This window comes from Pseudomonas sp. H2_A10 (assembly GCF_054680085.1).
The window spans coordinates 3800515-3818780 of the sequence record NZ_CP162821.1 but is presented as its reverse complement, the minus strand read 5'-3'; the positions used below and the strand labels follow the sequence as shown (position 1 = coordinate 3818780).

General features: G+C 62.6%; 16 protein-coding genes and 1 pseudogene. 9 read left to right on the top strand and 8 right to left on the bottom strand.

The genetic code is table 11. The features are described 5' to 3' along the window. Nucleotides 1–16: 16 nt before the first annotated feature. The 3 genes from AB4O23_RS17980 to AB4O23_RS17970 are packed head-to-tail and all read left to right on the top strand — an operon-like array spanning nucleotide 17 to nucleotide 3988. Nucleotides 17–1417, top strand: coding sequence for a DUF1254 domain-containing protein (locus AB4O23_RS17980; RefSeq protein ID WP_065879062.1), 1401 nt, complete (start codon nucleotides 17–19; stop codon nucleotides 1415–1417). Between the two features lie 37 nt (nucleotides 1418–1454). Further along, on the top strand, nucleotides 1455–3005 hold the full coding sequence (locus AB4O23_RS17975; protein ID WP_065879061.1) for a J domain-containing protein: 1551 nt from the start codon (nucleotides 1455–1457) through the stop codon (nucleotides 3003–3005). Continuing rightward, a complete protein-coding gene (locus tag AB4O23_RS17970; protein WP_460150214.1) occupies nucleotides 3002–3988 on the top strand; it encodes a DUF3829 domain-containing protein in 987 nt (328 codons plus the stop codon). The genes AB4O23_RS17975 and AB4O23_RS17970 overlap by 4 nt, the downstream gene beginning before the upstream one ends. On the opposite strand, the gene AB4O23_RS17965 is transcribed toward AB4O23_RS17970, so the two are convergent. Continuing rightward, complete coding sequence (locus AB4O23_RS17965; RefSeq protein WP_017528059.1) at nucleotides 3985–4656, bottom strand: DUF3313 domain-containing protein; 672 nt, start codon at nucleotides 4654–4656, stop codon at nucleotides 3985–3987. The genes AB4O23_RS17970 and AB4O23_RS17965 overlap by 4 nt on opposite strands. 193 nt (nucleotides 4657–4849) lie before the next feature. Here AB4O23_RS17965 and AB4O23_RS17960 point away from each other — a divergent pair, with 193 nt between their 5' ends. Continuing rightward, complete coding sequence (locus tag AB4O23_RS17960; RefSeq protein WP_065879059.1) at nucleotides 4850–5542, top strand: aspartate/glutamate racemase family protein; 693 nt, start codon at nucleotides 4850–4852, stop codon at nucleotides 5540–5542. Here the strand turns inward: AB4O23_RS17960 and AB4O23_RS17955 are convergent. The 4 genes from AB4O23_RS17955 to AB4O23_RS17940 all read right to left on the bottom strand — a co-directional run bounded on the left by AB4O23_RS17955 (nucleotide 5539) and on the right by AB4O23_RS17940 (nucleotide 9573). Continuing rightward, on the bottom strand, nucleotides 5539–6051 hold the full coding sequence (locus tag AB4O23_RS17955; protein ID WP_065879058.1) for a GNAT family N-acetyltransferase: 513 nt from the start codon (nucleotides 6049–6051) through the stop codon (nucleotides 5539–5541). The two genes, AB4O23_RS17960 and AB4O23_RS17955, sit on opposite strands and share 4 nt — an antisense overlap. Before the next feature lie 61 nt (nucleotides 6052–6112). After that, complete coding sequence (locus tag AB4O23_RS17950; protein ID WP_460060192.1) at nucleotides 6113–7183, bottom strand: DUF1176 domain-containing protein; 1071 nt, start codon at nucleotides 7181–7183, stop codon at nucleotides 6113–6115. 52 nt (nucleotides 7184–7235) lie between these two features. After that, nucleotides 7236–8375: a glycerate kinase gene (locus tag AB4O23_RS17945; RefSeq protein WP_460060190.1), complete on the bottom strand. Its 1140-nt coding sequence runs from the start codon at nucleotides 8373–8375 to the stop codon at nucleotides 7236–7238. Between the two features lie 91 nt (nucleotides 8376–8466). Continuing rightward, the gene (locus tag AB4O23_RS17940) at nucleotides 8467–9573 is read right to left on the bottom strand and encodes a sugar diacid recognition domain-containing protein (protein WP_460063976.1); all 1107 of its coding nucleotides are present in this window, start codon (nucleotides 9571–9573) and stop codon (nucleotides 8467–8469) included. A 174-nt stretch (nucleotides 9574–9747) separates the two neighbouring features. Here AB4O23_RS17940 and AB4O23_RS17935 point away from each other — a divergent pair. After that, a pseudogene (locus AB4O23_RS17935) lies at nucleotides 9748–11059 on the top strand (MFS transporter). 48 nt (nucleotides 11060–11107) lie between these two features. Here AB4O23_RS17935 and AB4O23_RS17930 read toward each other — a convergent pair. After that, entirely contained in the window at nucleotides 11108–11812 is a 705-nt protein-coding gene (locus AB4O23_RS17930) for an SDR family oxidoreductase (RefSeq protein WP_017528066.1), read from the bottom strand. 101 nt (nucleotides 11813–11913) lie between these two features. Between AB4O23_RS17930 and AB4O23_RS17925 the strand changes: the two genes are divergently transcribed. The 3 genes from AB4O23_RS17925 (at nucleotide 11914) to rarD (ending at nucleotide 14978) form a co-directional block, all read left to right on the top strand. Continuing rightward, nucleotides 11914–12816: a LysR family transcriptional regulator gene (locus AB4O23_RS17925; RefSeq protein ID WP_135196671.1), complete on the top strand. Its 903-nt coding sequence runs from the start codon at nucleotides 11914–11916 to the stop codon at nucleotides 12814–12816. A gap of 83 nt (nucleotides 12817–12899) precedes the next feature. Continuing rightward, nucleotides 12900–13910, top strand: coding sequence for an aldo/keto reductase (locus AB4O23_RS17920; RefSeq protein WP_065879053.1), 1011 nt, complete (start codon nucleotides 12900–12902; stop codon nucleotides 13908–13910). A 186-nt stretch (nucleotides 13911–14096) separates the two neighbouring features. Beyond that, complete coding sequence (rarD, locus tag AB4O23_RS17915) at nucleotides 14097–14978, top strand: EamA family transporter RarD (protein ID WP_017528069.1); 882 nt, start codon at nucleotides 14097–14099, stop codon at nucleotides 14976–14978. 54 nt (nucleotides 14979–15032) lie between these two features. Here the strand turns inward: rarD and hppD are convergent, their stop codons facing one another. Further along, nucleotides 15033–16109 (bottom strand): 4-hydroxyphenylpyruvate dioxygenase, encoded by a 1077-nt coding sequence (gene hppD, locus AB4O23_RS17910; protein WP_017528070.1) that lies wholly within the window; start codon nucleotides 16107–16109, stop codon nucleotides 15033–15035. 241 nt (nucleotides 16110–16350) lie between these two features. Continuing rightward, nucleotides 16351–17274 (bottom strand): DMT family transporter, encoded by a 924-nt coding sequence (locus tag AB4O23_RS17905; RefSeq protein WP_017528071.1) that lies wholly within the window; start codon nucleotides 17272–17274, stop codon nucleotides 16351–16353. A 76-nt stretch (nucleotides 17275–17350) separates the two neighbouring features. Between AB4O23_RS17905 and AB4O23_RS17900 the strand changes: the two genes are divergently transcribed. Further along, nucleotides 17351–18220, top strand: a complete 870-nt coding sequence (locus tag AB4O23_RS17900; protein ID WP_065879051.1) for a LysR family transcriptional regulator — start codon at nucleotides 17351–17353, stop codon at nucleotides 18218–18220. Nucleotides 18221–18266: the final 46 nt, after the last annotated feature.

Below are 18266 nucleotides of genomic sequence, written 5' to 3'. Positions count from 1 at the left end.
CGAAGGATGCAACAACATGATTGCAAAACCCACGCGCCTGCTGCTGGCGAGCCTCTCTTTATTGCTGAGCGGCGGTGCCTTGGCCGACTTCACGGCAACCCCGAGCGAAGCGCGGGCCATTGCAAAGGAAGCCTACCTTTACGGCTTCCCCGTGGTGCAGATGTACAAGACGCTCTACGCCCAGGCTGTCGACAAGGGCGGCGTTGAATTCAAGGCGCCGTTCAACCGTATCGGTACCACCGCACCGGTGACCAGCCCCAAAGACACCGCCTTGACGACCCCGAATGCCGACATGGCGTATTCCTTCGTGTGGATGGACCTGCGCAGCGAGCCTTTGGTGCTGACGCTGCCGAAAATCGAGGACGACCGTTACTACGCCGTGCAACTGGTTGACCTGTACACGCAAAACATCGCCTACCTGGGCACGCGCAGCACCGGCAACAACGGTGGTCATTACATGATCGCCGGTCCCGACTGGAAGGGGCAGCAACCCGTGGACGTGGACCGCGTGGTCTACAGCGAAAGCAACGTCGCCTATGCGCTGTATCGCACCCAGTTGTTTGATGACAAAGACCTGAACAAGGTCAAGCAGATCCAGAATGGCTACAAGGTGCAGTCACTGAGCAGCTACGTGAAGCAGGCCGCACCGGCCAAGGCGCCGAAACTCGCCTGGCCCAAGCCCATGGCGACCATGACCGAAGGCCCACAGCTGTTTCGTTACCTGAACTTCATGTTGGCCTTCGCCGCCCCCCAGGACAGTGAAAAAGAGCTGCTGGCGCGTTTTGCCAAGATCGGTGTGGCGCCTGGCGCGCCGTTCAAGGCCAACCAATTGACCGCTGAACAGCGCAAGGCGCTGGAGGACGGCATTTCCGATGCTCGCGCCGAATTCGCGGCCTTCAAAAAAGACAAGATCGACACTCATCAGGTCGCCCGCAGCGACCTGTACGGCAGCCGTGACCGTCTGCAAAACAATTACCTGTACCGCTACGCCGGTGCCGACCTGGGGATTTTCGGCAACTCCGCCGACGAAGCCGTGTCATTCACCTACCGTGACGACAGCGAAGGCAAACCGGCCAACGGCGCGCGTCATAGCTATACCGTGCATTTCAGCAAGGACCAACTGCCGCCGGCCGATGCGTTCTGGTCACTGACCCTGTACGACGCCAAGACCCACCAACTGGTGCCGAACCATAAAAAGCGTTACCTGATCAACTCGCGCATGCTGCCGGGCCTGAAGCTGGACGCCGACGGTGGCCTGACCCTGGCATTGCAGCATCACGAGCCACCCAAGGCGGAACAGGCCAACTGGCTGCCCGCCCCGCCGGCGCCGTTCTATGCGGTACTGCGCGTGTACCTGCCCAAGCCCGAAGCCAGCAATGGCCAGTGGAAATTGCCACCGTTGACGCCACTCAAATAACCGCACGCCGGGCCGTTGTCAGGGAGCTGCATCGCAAATGAATTGCTGGAACATCCTCGGCCTGGCGCCGGATGCCGATAGCCGCACGATCAAGCGCCACTACGCGGCCTTGTTGAAAAAGACGCGTCCGGACGACGACCCACAGGGCTTCCAGCGCCTGCGCGAAGCCTATGAAGCCGCGTTGGCCTGGCGTGAGAACGAGCAGGAGCCCGAGGCCGAGGTGCTTGTCGAAGCCCTCGGCGAAACCCTTGCCCAGCGCTATGAAGCGGCAATGGCCGATGGCACGGCGTTGTTCCTTGAGATCCATCTGTTGCAGCGCTGCATCGAAGGCGAGCTGAATGCCGAGGACACGCGGTGGGCCTTCGAAACCTTCAACTGGCTGACTGCCTGGCAACGGCTCGAATTGCCCAGCGCATTGATCGACACCCTGGAGCGACAGCAGCGCGACCAATTGCAGCGCCCGCTGTATGAGGCGCTTGGGCAGCACGACGACGCCGCGTTCCTGGCGGCCTACGCCGCACGTCATGAGCATGCCTGGGTGAACAATCATCCCCATGCCGAGTGGTTCAATGAATGGTTGGCCAGGCTGCTTGCCCATCATCATTACTGGTCAAGCACGCTGTTCAACGCCGTGTGTGCCGGGCAGCGCTGGCACGGTGGCGCAGATCATGCCTGCCCGGCCGACGAGTGGGCGCTCTTGTTGAAACGCCAGCAAGGGCCGGCCTTTCTCGCACGCCAACGCGCATTGGCCGCCGAACCGCCCTACAGCCCGGAACAGCGCGCCGCGCGTTTACTGCTCGCGCCGATGAGCCTGGGCCAGCGCCGCGCCTTCGCGCAACGCCTGGACGAGCACGACTGGAAGGCCTGCCAGCAGCTCAGCGCCGATCTTTACGCCGACCACATCAGCGTTGCCGAAGCGATGCCCGGCGGCACCGTGTATTTCTGGCAAGGCTGGGATTCGGCCCTGGACACCTGGCCGTGGATCGTCGCGCTGGTGCTCAGTTGCCTGGTGGGCATGCTGGTACAGGTTGAAAGCCTGGCCGGGAAGATCATCCCGACCCTGGGCCAGGGCATTGTGTGGGCGATAGGCGCCGTGGTCTGCGCGGGCGTAGCCTGGCAGGGCTGGCGACCATGGGCTCACCACTATCGCGTGCTGGATGAACGGCTCAGCCAGCGATTGCCGTGCTGGATCAGCGCCAGCCACTTGCCGTTGCTGCCGATACGCGATCTGCTGCCGGGGCTCGTTGTGGCGGGAGCACTGGGGTATGTGTTCAACCCGCTGGCCAGCTTGACCCTGGTCGTGGTGCTGGCACTGGTCGGCTTGATCAGGCGCCCCTTCACCAACCACCACACCCCCTGGTCCGCCCGCCACCCGCGCTGGGCCGTGCTGGGCGGCGCGTTGGGTCTCGTCGGCGCAGTTGTGCTGTACGCCGGTTTGAAGGTGCTCGATAACAGCCATCTGATCACCCGTAACCAGGGCCTGCAACAGTGGACCGAGCGCCTGTGCAGCCGCATGCCGCGCAGCGCGACCGAATGCCAGGCACCCGCCACGCACACGCAGTGGTACGGCCAGGAGGCCAAGCGATGAATCCGAAATGGCTGGTGCCCATAAGCCTGGTGTTGGGCCTGGGGCTGCTCGGTGTCGCCGGCGCGACCAAACCCTTGCAATACGCGCAATTGTGGCTGGACCAGCGTGACAGCCCGTCCACGGCAACAGCCAGTGCGCTGGCCCCCCTCATTGACTGCGTGAACCGTATTGATCGGGACACCCGTTTGGCGTACTACCGCCTGCATGCCGCGTCGCCACAAGCGCCCGAGCACGACAACTTCGGCGACAGAAACGAGCCCGAACCGCGGATTATCCAAGCATCGGTGTGCTCGTCCTTGTACACCCTGAAACTGGAGCGCCAGCAACCCGGCAGCCCATTGATCGGCCTGGCCAGTGTGTACGCCTACCGGCTGCAGAAACTCACCTCGCTGACGGACAAAATCACGGCAATGCCGCCGCCCGATGGCGTGCCTCAAGGTGTTCAGCAAATGGTCGCTGAGGCCATGAACAAACCACTGCTCGCCCAACTGGTCGACGTCGGCGAAGACTACCTGGCGGTCTCAACCGGCCTGCGCAACCAACTGGAACGTGAAGACCTGAGCGTACGCCCCGCGCAGTTGGCGCGTATCGAAGCCCGTATGGGCCGCGACCTTCACTGGCACGTACTCAATTACATGATCGCCGCGCGCCATGCCGTTGACCGGATTGAACGTGACATGCGCGATGCCAGCCTGACACCGCAGACCGTCGCCGACCTGGTCGCGGCCGTGCAGGCGGCGGCGGATAACGGCAACGCGTACAAACGCCTGCACCCCGGCAACCCTCGGGATGAAGAGGCCAGTAACCTCTGGTATACGATCAGCCCGGCGGCAGAGGCATACCTTGCGGCGTTGACCACCCTTCGCCAAGACTGGCTCGCACACGCCGCGCCACCGCAACTGAGTGAGGACTACTACCTCGTCACGCGTCGCTACGACGCCCTCCTGAGCTACTACAACCGCCTTGCGCGCAATGCGTTCTAGTGTTTTTTGAGCTTCACATAGGACTGATGCAGATCTGACGCCCAACCATCGATCACCTCTTTCACGTCATCGGCCTTCATCACCTGCGAGTCATTTGACAGCGGCTTGCCGGTGCCTTTGCGCACCACCTGGGCGAGGACCTTGCCGTTGGCGCCATCCAGAAACTGCGCCTCGGTGCCCAAGGTGGTCTCCTGGTCGCGAATACCCGCGCCGGTACTCACCGCTGCCGCCACCAACGCTACCGGGATGAATTCATAGGGCTTGAGGCCTTCGGTCTTACTGCTGACGGCAGTGATTGCGGCACGGACCACAATCACGCCAGGGCCCGGGCCGTTCGCCAAGGGCAATGACTTGGCCAGCTCACGCTTGAGCGCCTGGTTGAAATAGCTGTTGATGCCGCTGAGGGTGCTCTGCGGGATTTTTGCGCTGGCCTGTGGCGTGGGATAGAACTGAGTGGGCTCGATGTACACCGCCGTGTAGCGGCTCAAGTCCAGCGTGGGATCGACCCAGCGCATCACTTCAGCGCCCGAGGGTGACGTGGCTTTCTTCAGTTGGCTGTAGTTGGAGAGGAACCCTGAATACTCGTCCGGTTGCGTGACCTTGCTGGCGCAGCCCGCCATGCCGATCGAGGCGACGCACAGCGCGCTGATCATTAGCCTTAGCTTCATCATTGAACTCCCTGGCGATCATCATCGTAAGAATGAGCTGTAGGTATAGCCAATCCTGGGGAATACACCTCATTGACGGCGCCTGGCATGCGCGCTCAGACCAAACTGCACCGCTCATTTGCGCGGTAACTGCGTATGACTATTGCCCTGCCAGTGAGTAAGGTGAAACCACATCCATTGTCAGGAACATCACATGCGCACCATCGGCCTTATCGGCGGCATGAGCTGGGAGTCCAGCGCCGAGTATTACCGCATCATCAACCAGTGCGTGCGCGACCAACTCGGCCCGCTGCGCTCGGCACAAGTGTTGATGTACAGCGTGGACTTCGGCCCGGTGGAGCAAGCCCAGCATGCCGGACGCTGGGACGACACCGCGCTGATCCTCGAAGATGCCGCCCGCCGCTTGCAGGCGGGTGGCGCCGAATGCGTGGTGCTGTGTACCAACACCATGCACAAGCTGGCGCCGCGAATCGAAGCGGCAGTGTCGATTCCGTTCCTGCATATCGCCGATGCCGCCGCGTTGGCCGCCGTGGAAGCCGGGACGTTGACGGTTGGTTTGCTCGGCACGGCCTTCACCATGGAGCAGGACTTTCTTACGTCCCGACTGACCGGCCACGGCCTGACCGTGCTGTTACCGGACGCGGATGAACGCAAGGAGGTGCATCGCGTTATCTATGAGGAGCTGTGCGTCGGCGTGATCAGCGACACTTCACGCCGGACTTACCAACGGGTCATCCAGTCCCTGGCCGCGCGCGGCGCTCAGGCGGTGATCCTCGGTTGCACGGAAATCGGCCTGTTGATCAAGCCCGAACACAGCGAGTTGCCGCTGCTGGACACCACCGCGCTGCATGCGCAGGCGGCGGTGGCGTTTGCCTTGCAGGACTAAGCGCGCGTGCGCAGGCGCGCCATGCTGACGGTGTCGACAAACACCCCATCACGCAGGGCGCTGTCACGCAGCACACCTTCTACCTCGAAGCCGAATTTACGGTACAGGCGTTGCGCCGCTTCGTTGTCGACGTACACCGTCAGCTCCACACGATGCAGGTTCATCCAGTTGTCGGCCACGTCCAGCGCGGCCGTCAACAGGCGCGAGCCCACGCCTTTGCCTTGCCAGGCCGTGGCCACGCCCATGCCGAACGAACCGACATGGGCCTGGCGCACGCGCAGGTACTGTTGCAGGCCGAGTTGGCCAATGACCTCGCCGCCATGCACGGCCACCAGTTGCAGGCGCCGCTCATCGTCCATCACCAGTTTTTTGCGCCACGCCTCCACCGATTGGAAAGGCATCTGCAGCACCTGACGGCACACGGCAGGTTCGTTATAGAGCGCCGCAACGCCTTCAAGATGGGCCTCGGTAAAGCGCTGGATGACGATATGAGGTTCAGGCGTGTGCATGGTGCTTCATCCTTTGAATAACACATGGCCGGCCAGTGTAGAGGCCCTCCCCGCTTGATGGCTAGGGCGCAGGTGCGGTCGACCACAAAGACGGCCAATCCCCGTAGGCCACCCCGGTGCAACGCGGCATCATTTTGAATTCGCTGAGCTGGAAGCCCTTGCCGTCAAACACCCACACCCCCCCGCCGCCACAATCGCCGATCCCGCGTTGTTTGTAGAAGTAGCTCAAGGTGCCCGTGGCCGGGTCATAGCCGACCGAGCCTTGCAGCGCCGCGTCCTCCAGTGGCAAAGACTCAAGCTGCAGGGTTGTTTCGGCATATGGCGCCTGGCGCTGGCGGCTGACCACGTCGTACTCGCAGTTGTAGGCCGCGCAGTCATAACGCACCACGGTCATTGCTTGCTGCGCCGTCAGCGCACCGGCGCTGGCCTCCGGTTCGCCGCCCGTGCCGTTGACCTCAGGCGTGATGGGGCGCAGCGCAGCCGCTACCAGGCCGGCCTGCTCCTGTGCGGTCAACGCGGGTGCCCCCGGGAATTTGCGCAATACCGGGGTCGGCAAACGCGCCGGCACGGCACTGGCCGCGCCTTTACCCTGCCGGGCCAGCGCGGTGAGGTTATCCACCCGCCCCTGCACCGCATCTATCAACAGCAGCGAAGCGCTCAGCCCGCTCAACGACACATGGGCGTCCTTGTCATCCGGTAGCTCCAGACGCTTGCCATCGCGCAAGGCCTGCAACCAACGGCGGGCCGCGGCCTCCTCGATCACACCGTAGGACCGCACCTCGGGATCGCCGCCCTGATCGTCCAGTTCGACGTGCAAATCCCGAGTCAACTCCAGGCCCAGCGGCTGACCGTCCAATCGCAAGGTGGCCAGGTCCAGCGCTTCGCCACGATGGTCGAAGCGCAAGCGCAGGTAGCCCTCGGCCCCGGCCTGATGCCAGATGTGCAACGTCAACGAGCTGTAGTCCTCTTCGTCGACCCCACTGGGCGCGCTGAGGGCATGGCAATTGCGCAGGTTGTCGCAACCGATCACCCACTCCTTGATTTCCCGCAGCAGCGGTACGGTTTCGGGTTTGGCTTGAGCAAGGGTGGCAGTGCCGCTCAGCAGCAGGGCCAGAAGTACGGGGCGCAGCATGGGACTCTCCGTGTCGAAAAGGCGCGGATTGTCCCATGTTCTGACGGGTGCGTCAGCGCTTGGCAGCCACCCGCCACACCCGCGCAATATCCGCCGCCCGCTCACTCAACAAACGCGGTGCTTCAGCGCACGCCTGTTCCAGGCTGGTGGGCCCTGAAGGCAACGCGAATGCGGCGTCGACGCCATGGGCGTACATCTGCTCGTAACCATCGCCCAGGGTGCCGGCGATGACGATCACCGGCACGCCGTGTTGCCGGGCGATGTGCGCCACACCGAAGGGCGTTTTGCCGCGCAGGGTCTGGGCGTCGAAACGGCCTTCGCCGGTAATCACAAGGTCGGCGCCGCGCACGGCTTGATCAAGGCCGACCAACTCAGCCACGACCTCCACACCCGCACGGAACTGCGCCCCCAGGAAGGCTTTGGCGGCGAAGCCCAGGCCACCCGCCGCGCCGCTGCCGGGTTCGTCGCGTACATCCCTGGGCAACACACGAGCGCAGTGGTCGGCGAAATGGCCGAGCGCAGCGTCAAGTTGCCTGACGTGCTCGGGGGTGGCACCTTTCTGCGGGCCGAAAATCGCCGAGGCACCCTGGGGGCCGCACAGTGGGTTATTTACGTCGGCGGCGATTTCAAAGCGCACCTCGGCCAAGCGTGGGTCGAGGTGTTCAAGACTCATACGGGCCAGGCGCGATAAGGCCAGGCCGCCAGGTGCCAGCGCTTGCTCCTGGGCGTCGAACACTTGCAGACCCAGCGCTTGCATCGCTCCGGCACCGCCATCGTTGGTGGCACTGCCGCCAATCGCCAGGATGATGCGCTGGGCACCGGCAGCCAGGGCCGCGCGGATCAGTTCTCCGGTGCCGAAGGTGCTGGTGATGCACGCATCGCGCTGGCCGGGCGGCACCCGTTGCAGACCGCTGGCTTCGGCCATTTCGATGATCGCCGTGCGGCTGTCGGCCAACCAGCCCCAACGCGCGTCGACCGCCGCGCCCAGCGGCCCGCGCACCGTTTGGTGGCGCAGTTCGCCGTGGCAGGCGGCGAGCACCGAATCCACCGTGCCTTCACCGCCGTCCGCCATCGGGCATTGGATCAACTGTGCGTCCGGCCAGACCTGGGCCAACCCGTGGGCGATAGCCTGGGCGACGCCTTCAGCACTCAGGCTGTCCTTGAACGAGTCGGGGGCGATGATGATTTTCATGGGCTTTCTCCGGTTTTTATAACGCCCATGCTGCCAGCTGGCACCGGGATTGACGCCGGTCAGATGCACAAGTGCGGGTGAGCTTTGTTGTTCATTCCGACAAAGACTGGGGCAGCAACTGCACGCCGAGGTACAAGGCAAGCATGCCGTCCAGGGTCAACGGGTCGACGCCGCTGAGTTCCGCGATGCGCTCCATGCGATAACGCAGGCTATTGCGGTGAATGCCCAGCGCATCGGCGCAGGCCTGGCTCTGGCCGTCGTGCTCGCACCAGCTGCGCAGCGTGGCCAGCAGTTGGCCGTTGCTGTCCTTGGCCAGCACGTTGCGCAGAGGGTTGAGCAGTTCGTCGAGGGCATCATCGTTGCGATGGCGCCAGAGCATCACCGGCAGGCGATAACGGCTGAGCGTCAGCAGCCGCGAGTGCGGCAGCACATCGCGACCGTACGCCAGCAGGTCACCGACGCGTCGGTAGCAACGCCGCAGGCCGGGCAAACCATTGGCTTGCCCGCCCACGGCCACCCGCAGGATCGTCCAACCTTGAGCGTCGAGCTTCTCCAGCAGGCGCAGGTTGTCCACCTGAACGGCCGCCGGCCGGCACCACAACAGCGAAAACTGCGCTGAGCTGACGCACCAACTGTCCGGGTAACGCGAGGTCAGCCAGGTGCTCAAGGCTTCCGCCGATTGGCCAGGGCCCAGCTCGAACAGGGAAGGCGTGCGCGCCAGTTGCGGTTTGAGCCCCAGTTGCTGGGCTTCATCGACCAGGCGCGGTGAGTCGCCGGTGTCGGCCAGCAGCAATGCCAGCAGGTCATCGCAACGCTGGCGCCGCCAGTGCTGCTCGGCTTGCTGGTGACGATGGCTGACCAGCATTTCGGCGGTCATGCGCACCAGTTCGGCATACGTGCGCAGCAAATCCGGCTCGCCGGTGATGCCCAGCACGCCGATCAGGCGCTGATCGTGCATCAGCGGCAGGTTGATACCCGGCTGCACGCCCTTGAGGTGCTTGGCGGTCTGGCCGTCGATTTCCACCACGCGCCCATTGGCCAGCACCAGTTGCGCCCCCTCATGGCGGGTGTTGATGCGCTCGGCTTCACCGCTGCCCAGGATCAGCCCCTGGCTGTCCATGACGTTGACGTTGTAGGGCAAAATCGCCATGGTCCGATCGACGATATCCTGCGCCAGGTCATGATCCAGCTCGAACACGGGGGCCATCTCCTCGAAAAAGTCCTGCACGGCAGGGTTGTTCATCGGCACAGCGCAAAGCCGGCTTGTCTGTGCGCGAGCACAAAGACAGCACCCCGCCGCGTGGCCGAGACTCGTTGGGCGATCAACGTTACCCGCGCATCGCGCAAAATCATAATAAATAGAGAGAACGCCATGTCACAGAGCGCCGCTGCCCCACTGACCACCGATGACGATAAAAACGCCATCTATAAGCGCATTACCCTGCGCCTGATCCCGTTCATTTTCATCTGCTATCTGTTCAACTACCTCGACCGGGTCAACGTTGGCTTTGCCAAGTTGCAGATGCTCGATGCACTGAAGTTCAGCGAAACCGTGTACGGCCTGGGAGCCGGGATCTTCTTTATCGGCTACGTGCTGTGCGGCGTGCCGAGCAACCTGGCGCTGACCCGGTTCGGTCCACGTCGCTGGATTGCCTTGATGATGATCGTGTGGGGCACCCTGTCCACCTGCCTGTTGTTCGTGACCACGCCGACGCATTTCTACACCCTGCGCCTGTTTACCGGTGCCGCCGAAGCCGGGTTCTTCCCCGGTGTGGTGCTGTACCTTGCGCAGTGGTTCCCGACGTTCCGTCGTGGGCGGATCATGGCCCTGTTCATGTCGGCGATCCCGGTGTCGGGGTTGCTCGGCAGCCCGTTTTCCGGCTGGATTCTCAACCACTTCGCCGCCGGCCAAGGTGGCTTGGCCGGCTGGCAGTGGATGTTTCTGCTGCAAGGCATCCCGACCGTGATCCTCGGCGCCCTCGCCTACTTCCTGCTCAGTGACAGCTTCGCCAACGCCAAGTGGCTCACGCCGCACGAGCGCGCGGTGCTGGAAACCGACCAGGCCACCGACCAGGCAAACAAACCCAAGGCCACCACCGACTCGCTGGGGCAAGTATTCAAGAACCCGGCCATCTGGGCCTTCGGGCTGATCTACTTCTGCATCCAGAGCGGTGTGTACGCGATCAACTTCTGGTTGCCGTCGATCATCAAGAACCTGGGGTTCAGCGATAACCTGGTGATTGGCTGGCTCAGTGCGGTCCCTTACCTGCTGGCGGCGGTATTCATGTTGCTGGTGGGGCGTTCCGCCGACTTGCGCAAAGAGCGTCGCTGGCACTTGGTGGTGCCGATGTTGATGGGCGCCATTGGCTTGGTGATCGCGGTGAATTTCGCCACTACGCCGGCGCTCGCCATCCTCGGGCTGACTATCGCCACCATGGGCGCCCTCACCGGCTCTGCCGATGTTCTGGCCGGTGCCTACCGCTATGCTCAGCGCGGGCGCGGCGGCCGGTGGGTTGGCGCTGATCAACTCCATGGGCCAGATGGCCGGCTTCCTCAGCCCGTATATCGTCGGTTTCGTGAAGGATGCCACCGGGTCCACGGATATGGCGCTTTACCTGCTGGCCGCAGTGATTGTGGCCGGCAGTGTGTTGGCATTGCGGATGACGCGCAGCCTCAACGCCTGATGCGGTCAGTGCGGGAGGGCTTTGCGCCCTCCCACCGTGGAGGCGGTGTTACAGCAAGCCACCGCCGTCAATGTCGATTACGGCGCCGGTCATGTAACCGTTTTCCATGGCCAGCACATAGCCCGCCGCCACTTCTTCCGCCTGGCCTACCCGGCCAACCGGCAATGCGTTACCGGCCTTGGCAAACATCGCCAGGCGCGATTCCTCGGCCAACCCCGCGTACGCCGGCGTATCAATGACCCCCGGGCTGATCACATTGACCCGACGCGGTGCGAGTTCCTTGGCCAACTGTTTGCCCAGTGCCTCGGTCGCGGCATTGATGCCGACCTTTATAAACTGGCCCGGCACTAATTTACGCCCCAGTTGCCCGGAGGTCAGGCTGATGCTGCCGCGCTCATCCAGAAAGGGCAGCGCCCGTTGAATAGCGCGCAATGCGCCCCAGAGTTTCACATTGAAATTGTCCTGGGCCTGCTCCAAGTCTGTCTCGCTCAAGGGGTTGGCGCGTACCGAAGGGCCAGACGTATACACCAGATGATCAAAATGCCCCACGCGTTCGAACAACCGTTGCAGGGATGCCGGGTCGGTGACGTCCACCGGTTCGCTGCGTACGCCATCGTCGGTAGTGGACGACAAGCGCCGCCCGGCCAGTATCACGTGTGCGCCACGCACCATGGCCGCCTCGGCCACCGCCGCGCCAATACCGCTGCTGCCGCCGATCACAATCACGGTTTTGCCGTTGAGGGGGGATGTCATGGGAAAGGTCCTTGGGGTCGAAAGTGAGCGTTCATCTTCCCAGCTTGGCAATCGCCGAAAAATCCCGGTAAAACGACAGGATCTTTAAAGGATTTTTATAAATGAGCTCGATCCTCGACCTTGAAGTCTTTGTGCGCACGGCCGACACCGGCAGCCTGTCCGCCGCCGCCCGCGGCCTGGGTTTGACCCCAGCGGCGGCCAGCATTGCGCTCAAACGCCTGGAGACCCGCCTGGGCATTCGCCTGCTCGCGCGTTCCACCCGCAGCATGCGCCTGACCGAAGAAGGCAAGCGCTACCTCGACAGCGTGCGCGAGGCCCTGGCGGCGCTGGCCGAAGGCGAGCAGGCGCTCAAGCAGCAGAGCCAAGGGCTGACCGGCCTGCTGCAATTGGCTGCACCGTCGGATTTCGGGCGCAACGTTGTGCTTGGCTGGCTGGACGAGTTCAAGCTGGAACACCCGAATATCCGCCTGCAACTGCTGCTTAACGACAGCAATGCCGACCTGTTCCGCGACACCGTCGACATCGCCCTGCGCTTCGGCGTGCCGAGGGACTCGAGCCTGGTGGCGCTGCCGGTGGTGCCGGGCCACCGGCGCATAGCCTGCGCCAGCCCCGATTACCTCGCGCGCCATGGCACACCCACCACGCCGGAGCAGTTGGCGCAGCACAATACGCTGCGCTACATGCGCCAGGGCCGGGCCAGCAGCACCTGGTTCTTTCGCCAGGGCGACGACCTGCAGGAAGTTGAAGTGACCGGCGACTACTTGAGCGATGACGGTGAAATCGTGCGGCGCTGGGCCTTGGCCGGCCACGGTATTGCGTATAAGGCCAACCTGGATATCGCCCGGGACCTCAAGGCCGGCCGCCTGGTGCAACTGCTGCCGGACTGGCAAGGCGAACCCACACCATTCAACCTGATGTGCCCGCACCGCCTGCAAGTGTCGGAGCGGGTAAAAGTGCTGCACCGATTTCTACAAGTGCGCTGCCAGGCGTTGCTGCGCACGTGAAGAAATGCGCACGGGGCTTGTTCCAGAGCCTCTGAGTCTGGTATTGCATGACGCTCACGTTTCCCAGACTTGAGGAGCTTTGCATGATTTACCGCACATTGGGCCAGTCCGGGTTGAAGGTCAGCGCCCTGACCCTGGGCACCATGATGTTTGGCGAACAGACCAACACCGAGGACTCGCTGCGCATCATCGACAAGGCCTGGGACCAAGGCATCAATTTTATCGACACGGCCGACGTATACACCGGCGGCCGCTCCGAAGAACTGGTCGGCGAAGCCATTGCCCGCCAGCGCCAGGATTGGGTGGTGGCGTCCAAAGTCGGCTTCGGCCCGCCCGACGGCTTACCCAATCGCAGCGGTTTGAGCCGCAAGCGCATTTTCAATGCCATTGAAGCCAGCCTGACCCGGCTCGACACCGACTACCTGGACATCTATTACCTGCATCGCGAAGACCACGCCACGCCGCTGGAGGTCACTGTATCGGCCATCGGCGACCTGATTCGCCAGGGCAAGATCCGCTATTGGGGCCTGTCCAACTATCGCGGCTGGCGCATCGCCGAGGTCATCCGCGTGGCCGAGCGCCTGGGCGTGGATAAACCGGTGATCAGCCAGCCGCTGTACAACATCGTCAATCGCCAGGCCGAGGTGGAACAGATCACCGCTGCGGCGGCGTATGGCCTGGGGGTGGTGCCCTATAGCCCGCTGGCCCGGGGCGTGCTCAGCGGCAAATATGCGCCGGATGTGACCCCGCAAGCGGGCAGCCGCGCCGCGCGCCAGGACAAACGCATCCTTGAAACCGAATGGCGTGTGGAGTCGTTGCGCATTGCCCAGCAGATTCAGGAGTACGCCCAAGCGCGCGGCGTGGGGGTTGTGGAATTCGCGATCGCCTGGGTACTGAACAACGCGGCGGTGAGTTCGGCGATCGTCGGGCCGCGCACCGAGGCGCAGTGGGACGCCTACACGGGGGCGCTGGGCGTGAAGATTACGGCGCAGGATGAAGCGTTTATCGATTCGTTGGTCACGCCGGGGCATTCGTCCACACCGGGGTTCAATGATGTGAGCCACTTTGTCTCGGGCCGGGCGGCGTACGCCTAGCCAGCCTCTCGGGCGTACTGGAAATATGTGGGGGTCGACAGCCCCCACATTCGATCTGGGTAAACCGACCTTTTTTGGTCATTTTCCGTCCCCCGCCCCAAAACAGCGCACCCTTTGCCGCTGAAAGCACCATAATCCGCTCTCGATTCTCCCTGTTTATTTCCAATCGGCTTTCGCGAGGGCAGCGTGTCTAAAGGTGTTGTGTTATCGGTATCGGCCTCGGTGTTGTTTGCCGTCATGTATTACTTCACGTCGCTTCTCACGCCGTTGAGCGGCCTGGAGATTTTCGGCTGGCGCATGTTGCTGACCGTGCCGTGCATGACGGTGTTCATGATCGTCAGCGGCGAATGGCGGCGGGTGCGCGAGTTGCTCTACGTACTGGTGGCCAAGCCTCGATGGATTGCCGGGGTAGTGCTGTCTTCGGCGCTGCTTGGCGTGCAGTTGTGGCTGTTCATGTGGGCGCCGCTGAACGGGCGCAGCCTGGATGTGTCGGTGGGTTACTTCCTGCTGCCGCTGACCATGGTGTTGACCGGGCGTCTGGTATGGGGCGAACAGCTGTCCTACCTGCAAAAAATCGCTGTGTTTTGCGCTGCCCTCGGGGTGCTTAACGAGCTGTACCAGGCCGGCGGTTTTTCCTGGGCGACGCTGGTGGTGATCATCGGCTACCCGCTGTATTTCATCCTGCGCAAATACCTCAAGACCGATCACCTTGGCGGGCTGTGGCTGGATATGGCGTTGATGCTGCCGGTGGCCTGGTGGTTTGTGCAAAGCGGCGAACAAGGCTTTGCGGTGATGGATGCGCACCCCAAGCTGTATGCGTTGATCCCCTTGCTGGGCCTGATCAGTGCCTCGGCCTTGGTGAGCTATATCATCGCCAGCCGTTTGTTGGCGTTCAGCCTGTTCGGGCTGCTCAGTTACGTCGAACCGGTGTTGCTGCTGGTAGTGGCCCTGTTGCTGGGTGAAGGGGTCAAGCCGGGGCAATGGCTGACCTATATTTCGATCTGGGTCGCCGTGATGGTACTGGTGTTCGAAGGGTTCAAGCACTTGGTGCGCCAGCAGCGGGCCTGATGCCCTGGCAATAGAAAGCCCGGCCGAGGTTGCCCTCGGCCGGGCTTTTTGCACTTACTCGGCGGTCAAGACGCCGCGACGTACCTGGTCCCGCTCGATGGACTCGAACAACGCTTTGAAGTTGCCTTCGCCAAACCCATCATCGCCCTTGCGCTGGATGAACTCGAAAAACACCGGGCCCATCAAGGTTTCCGAGAAGATTTGCAGCAACAGACGCTTATCACCTTCGATGGACGAGCCATCCAGCAGGATGCCACGCGCCTGCAATTGATCCACCGGCTCGCCATGGTTCGGCAGGCGGCCTTCGAGCATTTCATAGTAGGTGTCCGGCGGCGCGGTCATGAAGCGCATGCCGATCTTCTTCAGCGCGTCCCAGGTCTTGATCAGGTCGTCGGTGAGGAATGCCACGTGCTGGATGCCTTCACCATTGAACTGCATCAGGAACTCTTCGATCTGCCCGGCGCCCTTGGACGACTCTTCGTTCAGCGGGATACGGATTCTGCCGTCCGGCGCGCTCATGGCCTTGGACGTCAGGCCGGTGTACTCGCCCTTGATATCGAAGTAACGCGCTTCACGGAAGTTGAACAGTTTCTCGTAGAAGTTGGCCCAATAAGCCATGCGCCCGCGATAGACGTTGTGGGTCAGGTGGTCGATGACCTTCAGGCCGGCGCCTTGCGGGTTGCGGTCCACGCCGTCGAGGAACACAAAGTCGATGTCATAGATCGAGCTGCCTTCGCCAAAACGGTCGATCAGGTACAACGGCGCGCCGCCGATGCCTTTGATCGCCGGCAGGTTCAGCTCCATCGGGCCGGTTTCGATGTGGATCGGCTGGGCGCCCAGTTCCAGGGCACGGTTATAGGCGTGCTGCGAGTCCTTGACGCGGAACGCCATGCCGCACACCGATGGGCCGTGCTCGGCGGCAAAGTAGGAGGCGATGCTGTTGGGCTCGTTGTTGAGGATCAGGTTGATCTCGCCCTGGCGGTACAGGTGCACGTTTTTGGAACGGTGGGTCGCGACTTTGCTGAAGCCCATGATCTCGAAGATCGGCTCCAAGGTGCCCGGGGTTGGCGATGCGAACTCGATGAATTCAAAGCCCATCAGGCCCATTGGGTTTTCGTATTGGTCGGCCATTTCGGCGCCTCATTCTTGTGATTAACGGATGTCAATTGCCAGCAAGGATGAGGCGAACAGGTGGCGCGCAGGACAGGCCTCGCACGCTGCGGGCGAGGAAGTCACCAAAGATGAGGGGGGAACCGTGTCGCTTCATGGTGTCATCAGTCTCTGACGGCCGAGGCTTGCGTGAGCGCAAGTCCATATTCTTGTATGCGTAAATCGATTCTACACAGCGTAACAGGGTTTGTCCGTACTCTTATCAAATCCCCATTACCCGCGCCCGTGCAAGGGGTTTGTTGCACAGGTAGATGCCCAGCAGAATGACTGCCCCGCCCAGCAACATGGGGACGGTCAATTGCTCGCCCAGCAGCAACGCGCCGCAGATGACGGCGGTCAGCGGGTTGAGTGCGATAAATACGCCGGAGCGTGTCGCGCCGATACGCCGGAGACCGTCGTAGTAGCCGATATAGGCCAGCGCCGAACCCAATACGCCCAGATACACCAGACTCAGCAGTTGTGGCAGGTCGATACGGGCAACCGCTTCAAGCGTGATACCGCCGCTCAGTGCGGTTGTGGCGGTCAGCATCAACGTGCCCAGCAGCACTGACCAGGTGACGGTCTGCAACGGGCCCAGGGTGGCGTTCAACCCACGGGAAAACAACGAATAAACGCCCCAAGCCAACACACAGCCGAAGATCAGCAGATCCCCGAGCCAACTCTGGGGGGCGACCTGCATCAGTTGCGGGTTGCGGCTGACAATCACCGTGGCGGCACCGCCCAGGCACAGCGCGATGCCCATGACTTTACTGCGCCCCAAGCGCTCTTTGAACAGCAGCCAGGAGGCCAGCCCAATCACGGCCGGGTTCAACGCCACGATCAACGACGCCCGCGACGCATTGATGTAGTGCAACCCATAGAAGAAGCACAGGTTGTAGAAAAAAATCCCAAAGAACCCCAGCACCGCCAACAGCGCCAATTGCCGAAGGCTTGGACGAACCAGGGGAATGCGGGCCACGCCCATGAACAGTAACAAGGCCAGGCTCGCCAGGAGAAAACGCAGGCTGGCGGCCAATAGCGGGTCGACCTGATTCGCCAGGTATCGCCCGGCGACAAAGGTGCCGCCCCAAATCATGGTGACGGCGGCGAGTTTGCAGTAAGTGAGGCGATCAGAGGTGGCGCGCATGAAGTGGGCTCGAAGAACAGGAGAATGGGCGTATTCTTCAGCTAATAAGCCATCATCGTAAAATGAGCATTTACTCATGACCCTCACGCAACTGGAAATATTCTCCCTGGTGGCCGAGCTGCAAGGTTTCACCAGCGCGGCGCACCGGCTGGGCATCAGCCAATCGGCGGTGTCCCACGCCATCAAGGCGCTGGAGCAGGAACTGGGCGTGGCGCTGTTTCGGCGCCATCAAACCCTGGTAGAAACCAGCGATATCGGCCAGCAATTACTCGGTCGCGCCCGTGCCATGCTCGGCCTCGCCAACACGCTGCAGCAGGAAGCCGCCGATGCCCGGGGCATGAAGCGCGGGACCTTGCGCATTGGATCGTTTGGGCCGACCTCTTCCACCTATTTGCTGCCGAGGATTCTCAGTCGATTCCGCCAGGCGCATCCCGGTATCGAAGTACACGTGGACGAAGGGCCGGACCGACAAGTCATCCACTGGCTGGACGAGCGCAGAGTCGATATCGGCTTCGTCGTGCTCGAACAGGAGCGCTTGGATACCTACCCATTGTTCGAAGACCAGATGGTCGCGCTGCTGCCCACCGATCATCCGTTGGCCGACCGTGAGCAGGTAACGCTCAAGGACTTGTGCGGCGCCCCCTTTGCGCTGACGGAGGCAGGCTCGTCGGAACTGGTGACGCGGCTGTTCAGTGACGCTCGCTTAGTGCCCAATGTGCGTTACCGCTGCTCCCAATTACTGAGCACCTTGGAGACAGTGAGCCGGGGCGATGCCGTGAGCCTGGTGGCGCAGGCGTCCTTGCCCGCCACGCCAGACCCGCGTTATGTACAGCGGCCATTGTTGCCCGCCGTGCCGCGCAAGGTCGGCCTGGCCGTGCTGGACCGGCGCCAGTCTTCCCCGGCGACCCTGGCGTTTATCCGTATCGCCCAGAGCCTGGCGCTATGACCCCACCGCCCTGGACTGCGAGCTTATTGGCGGCGAGCCATCTATC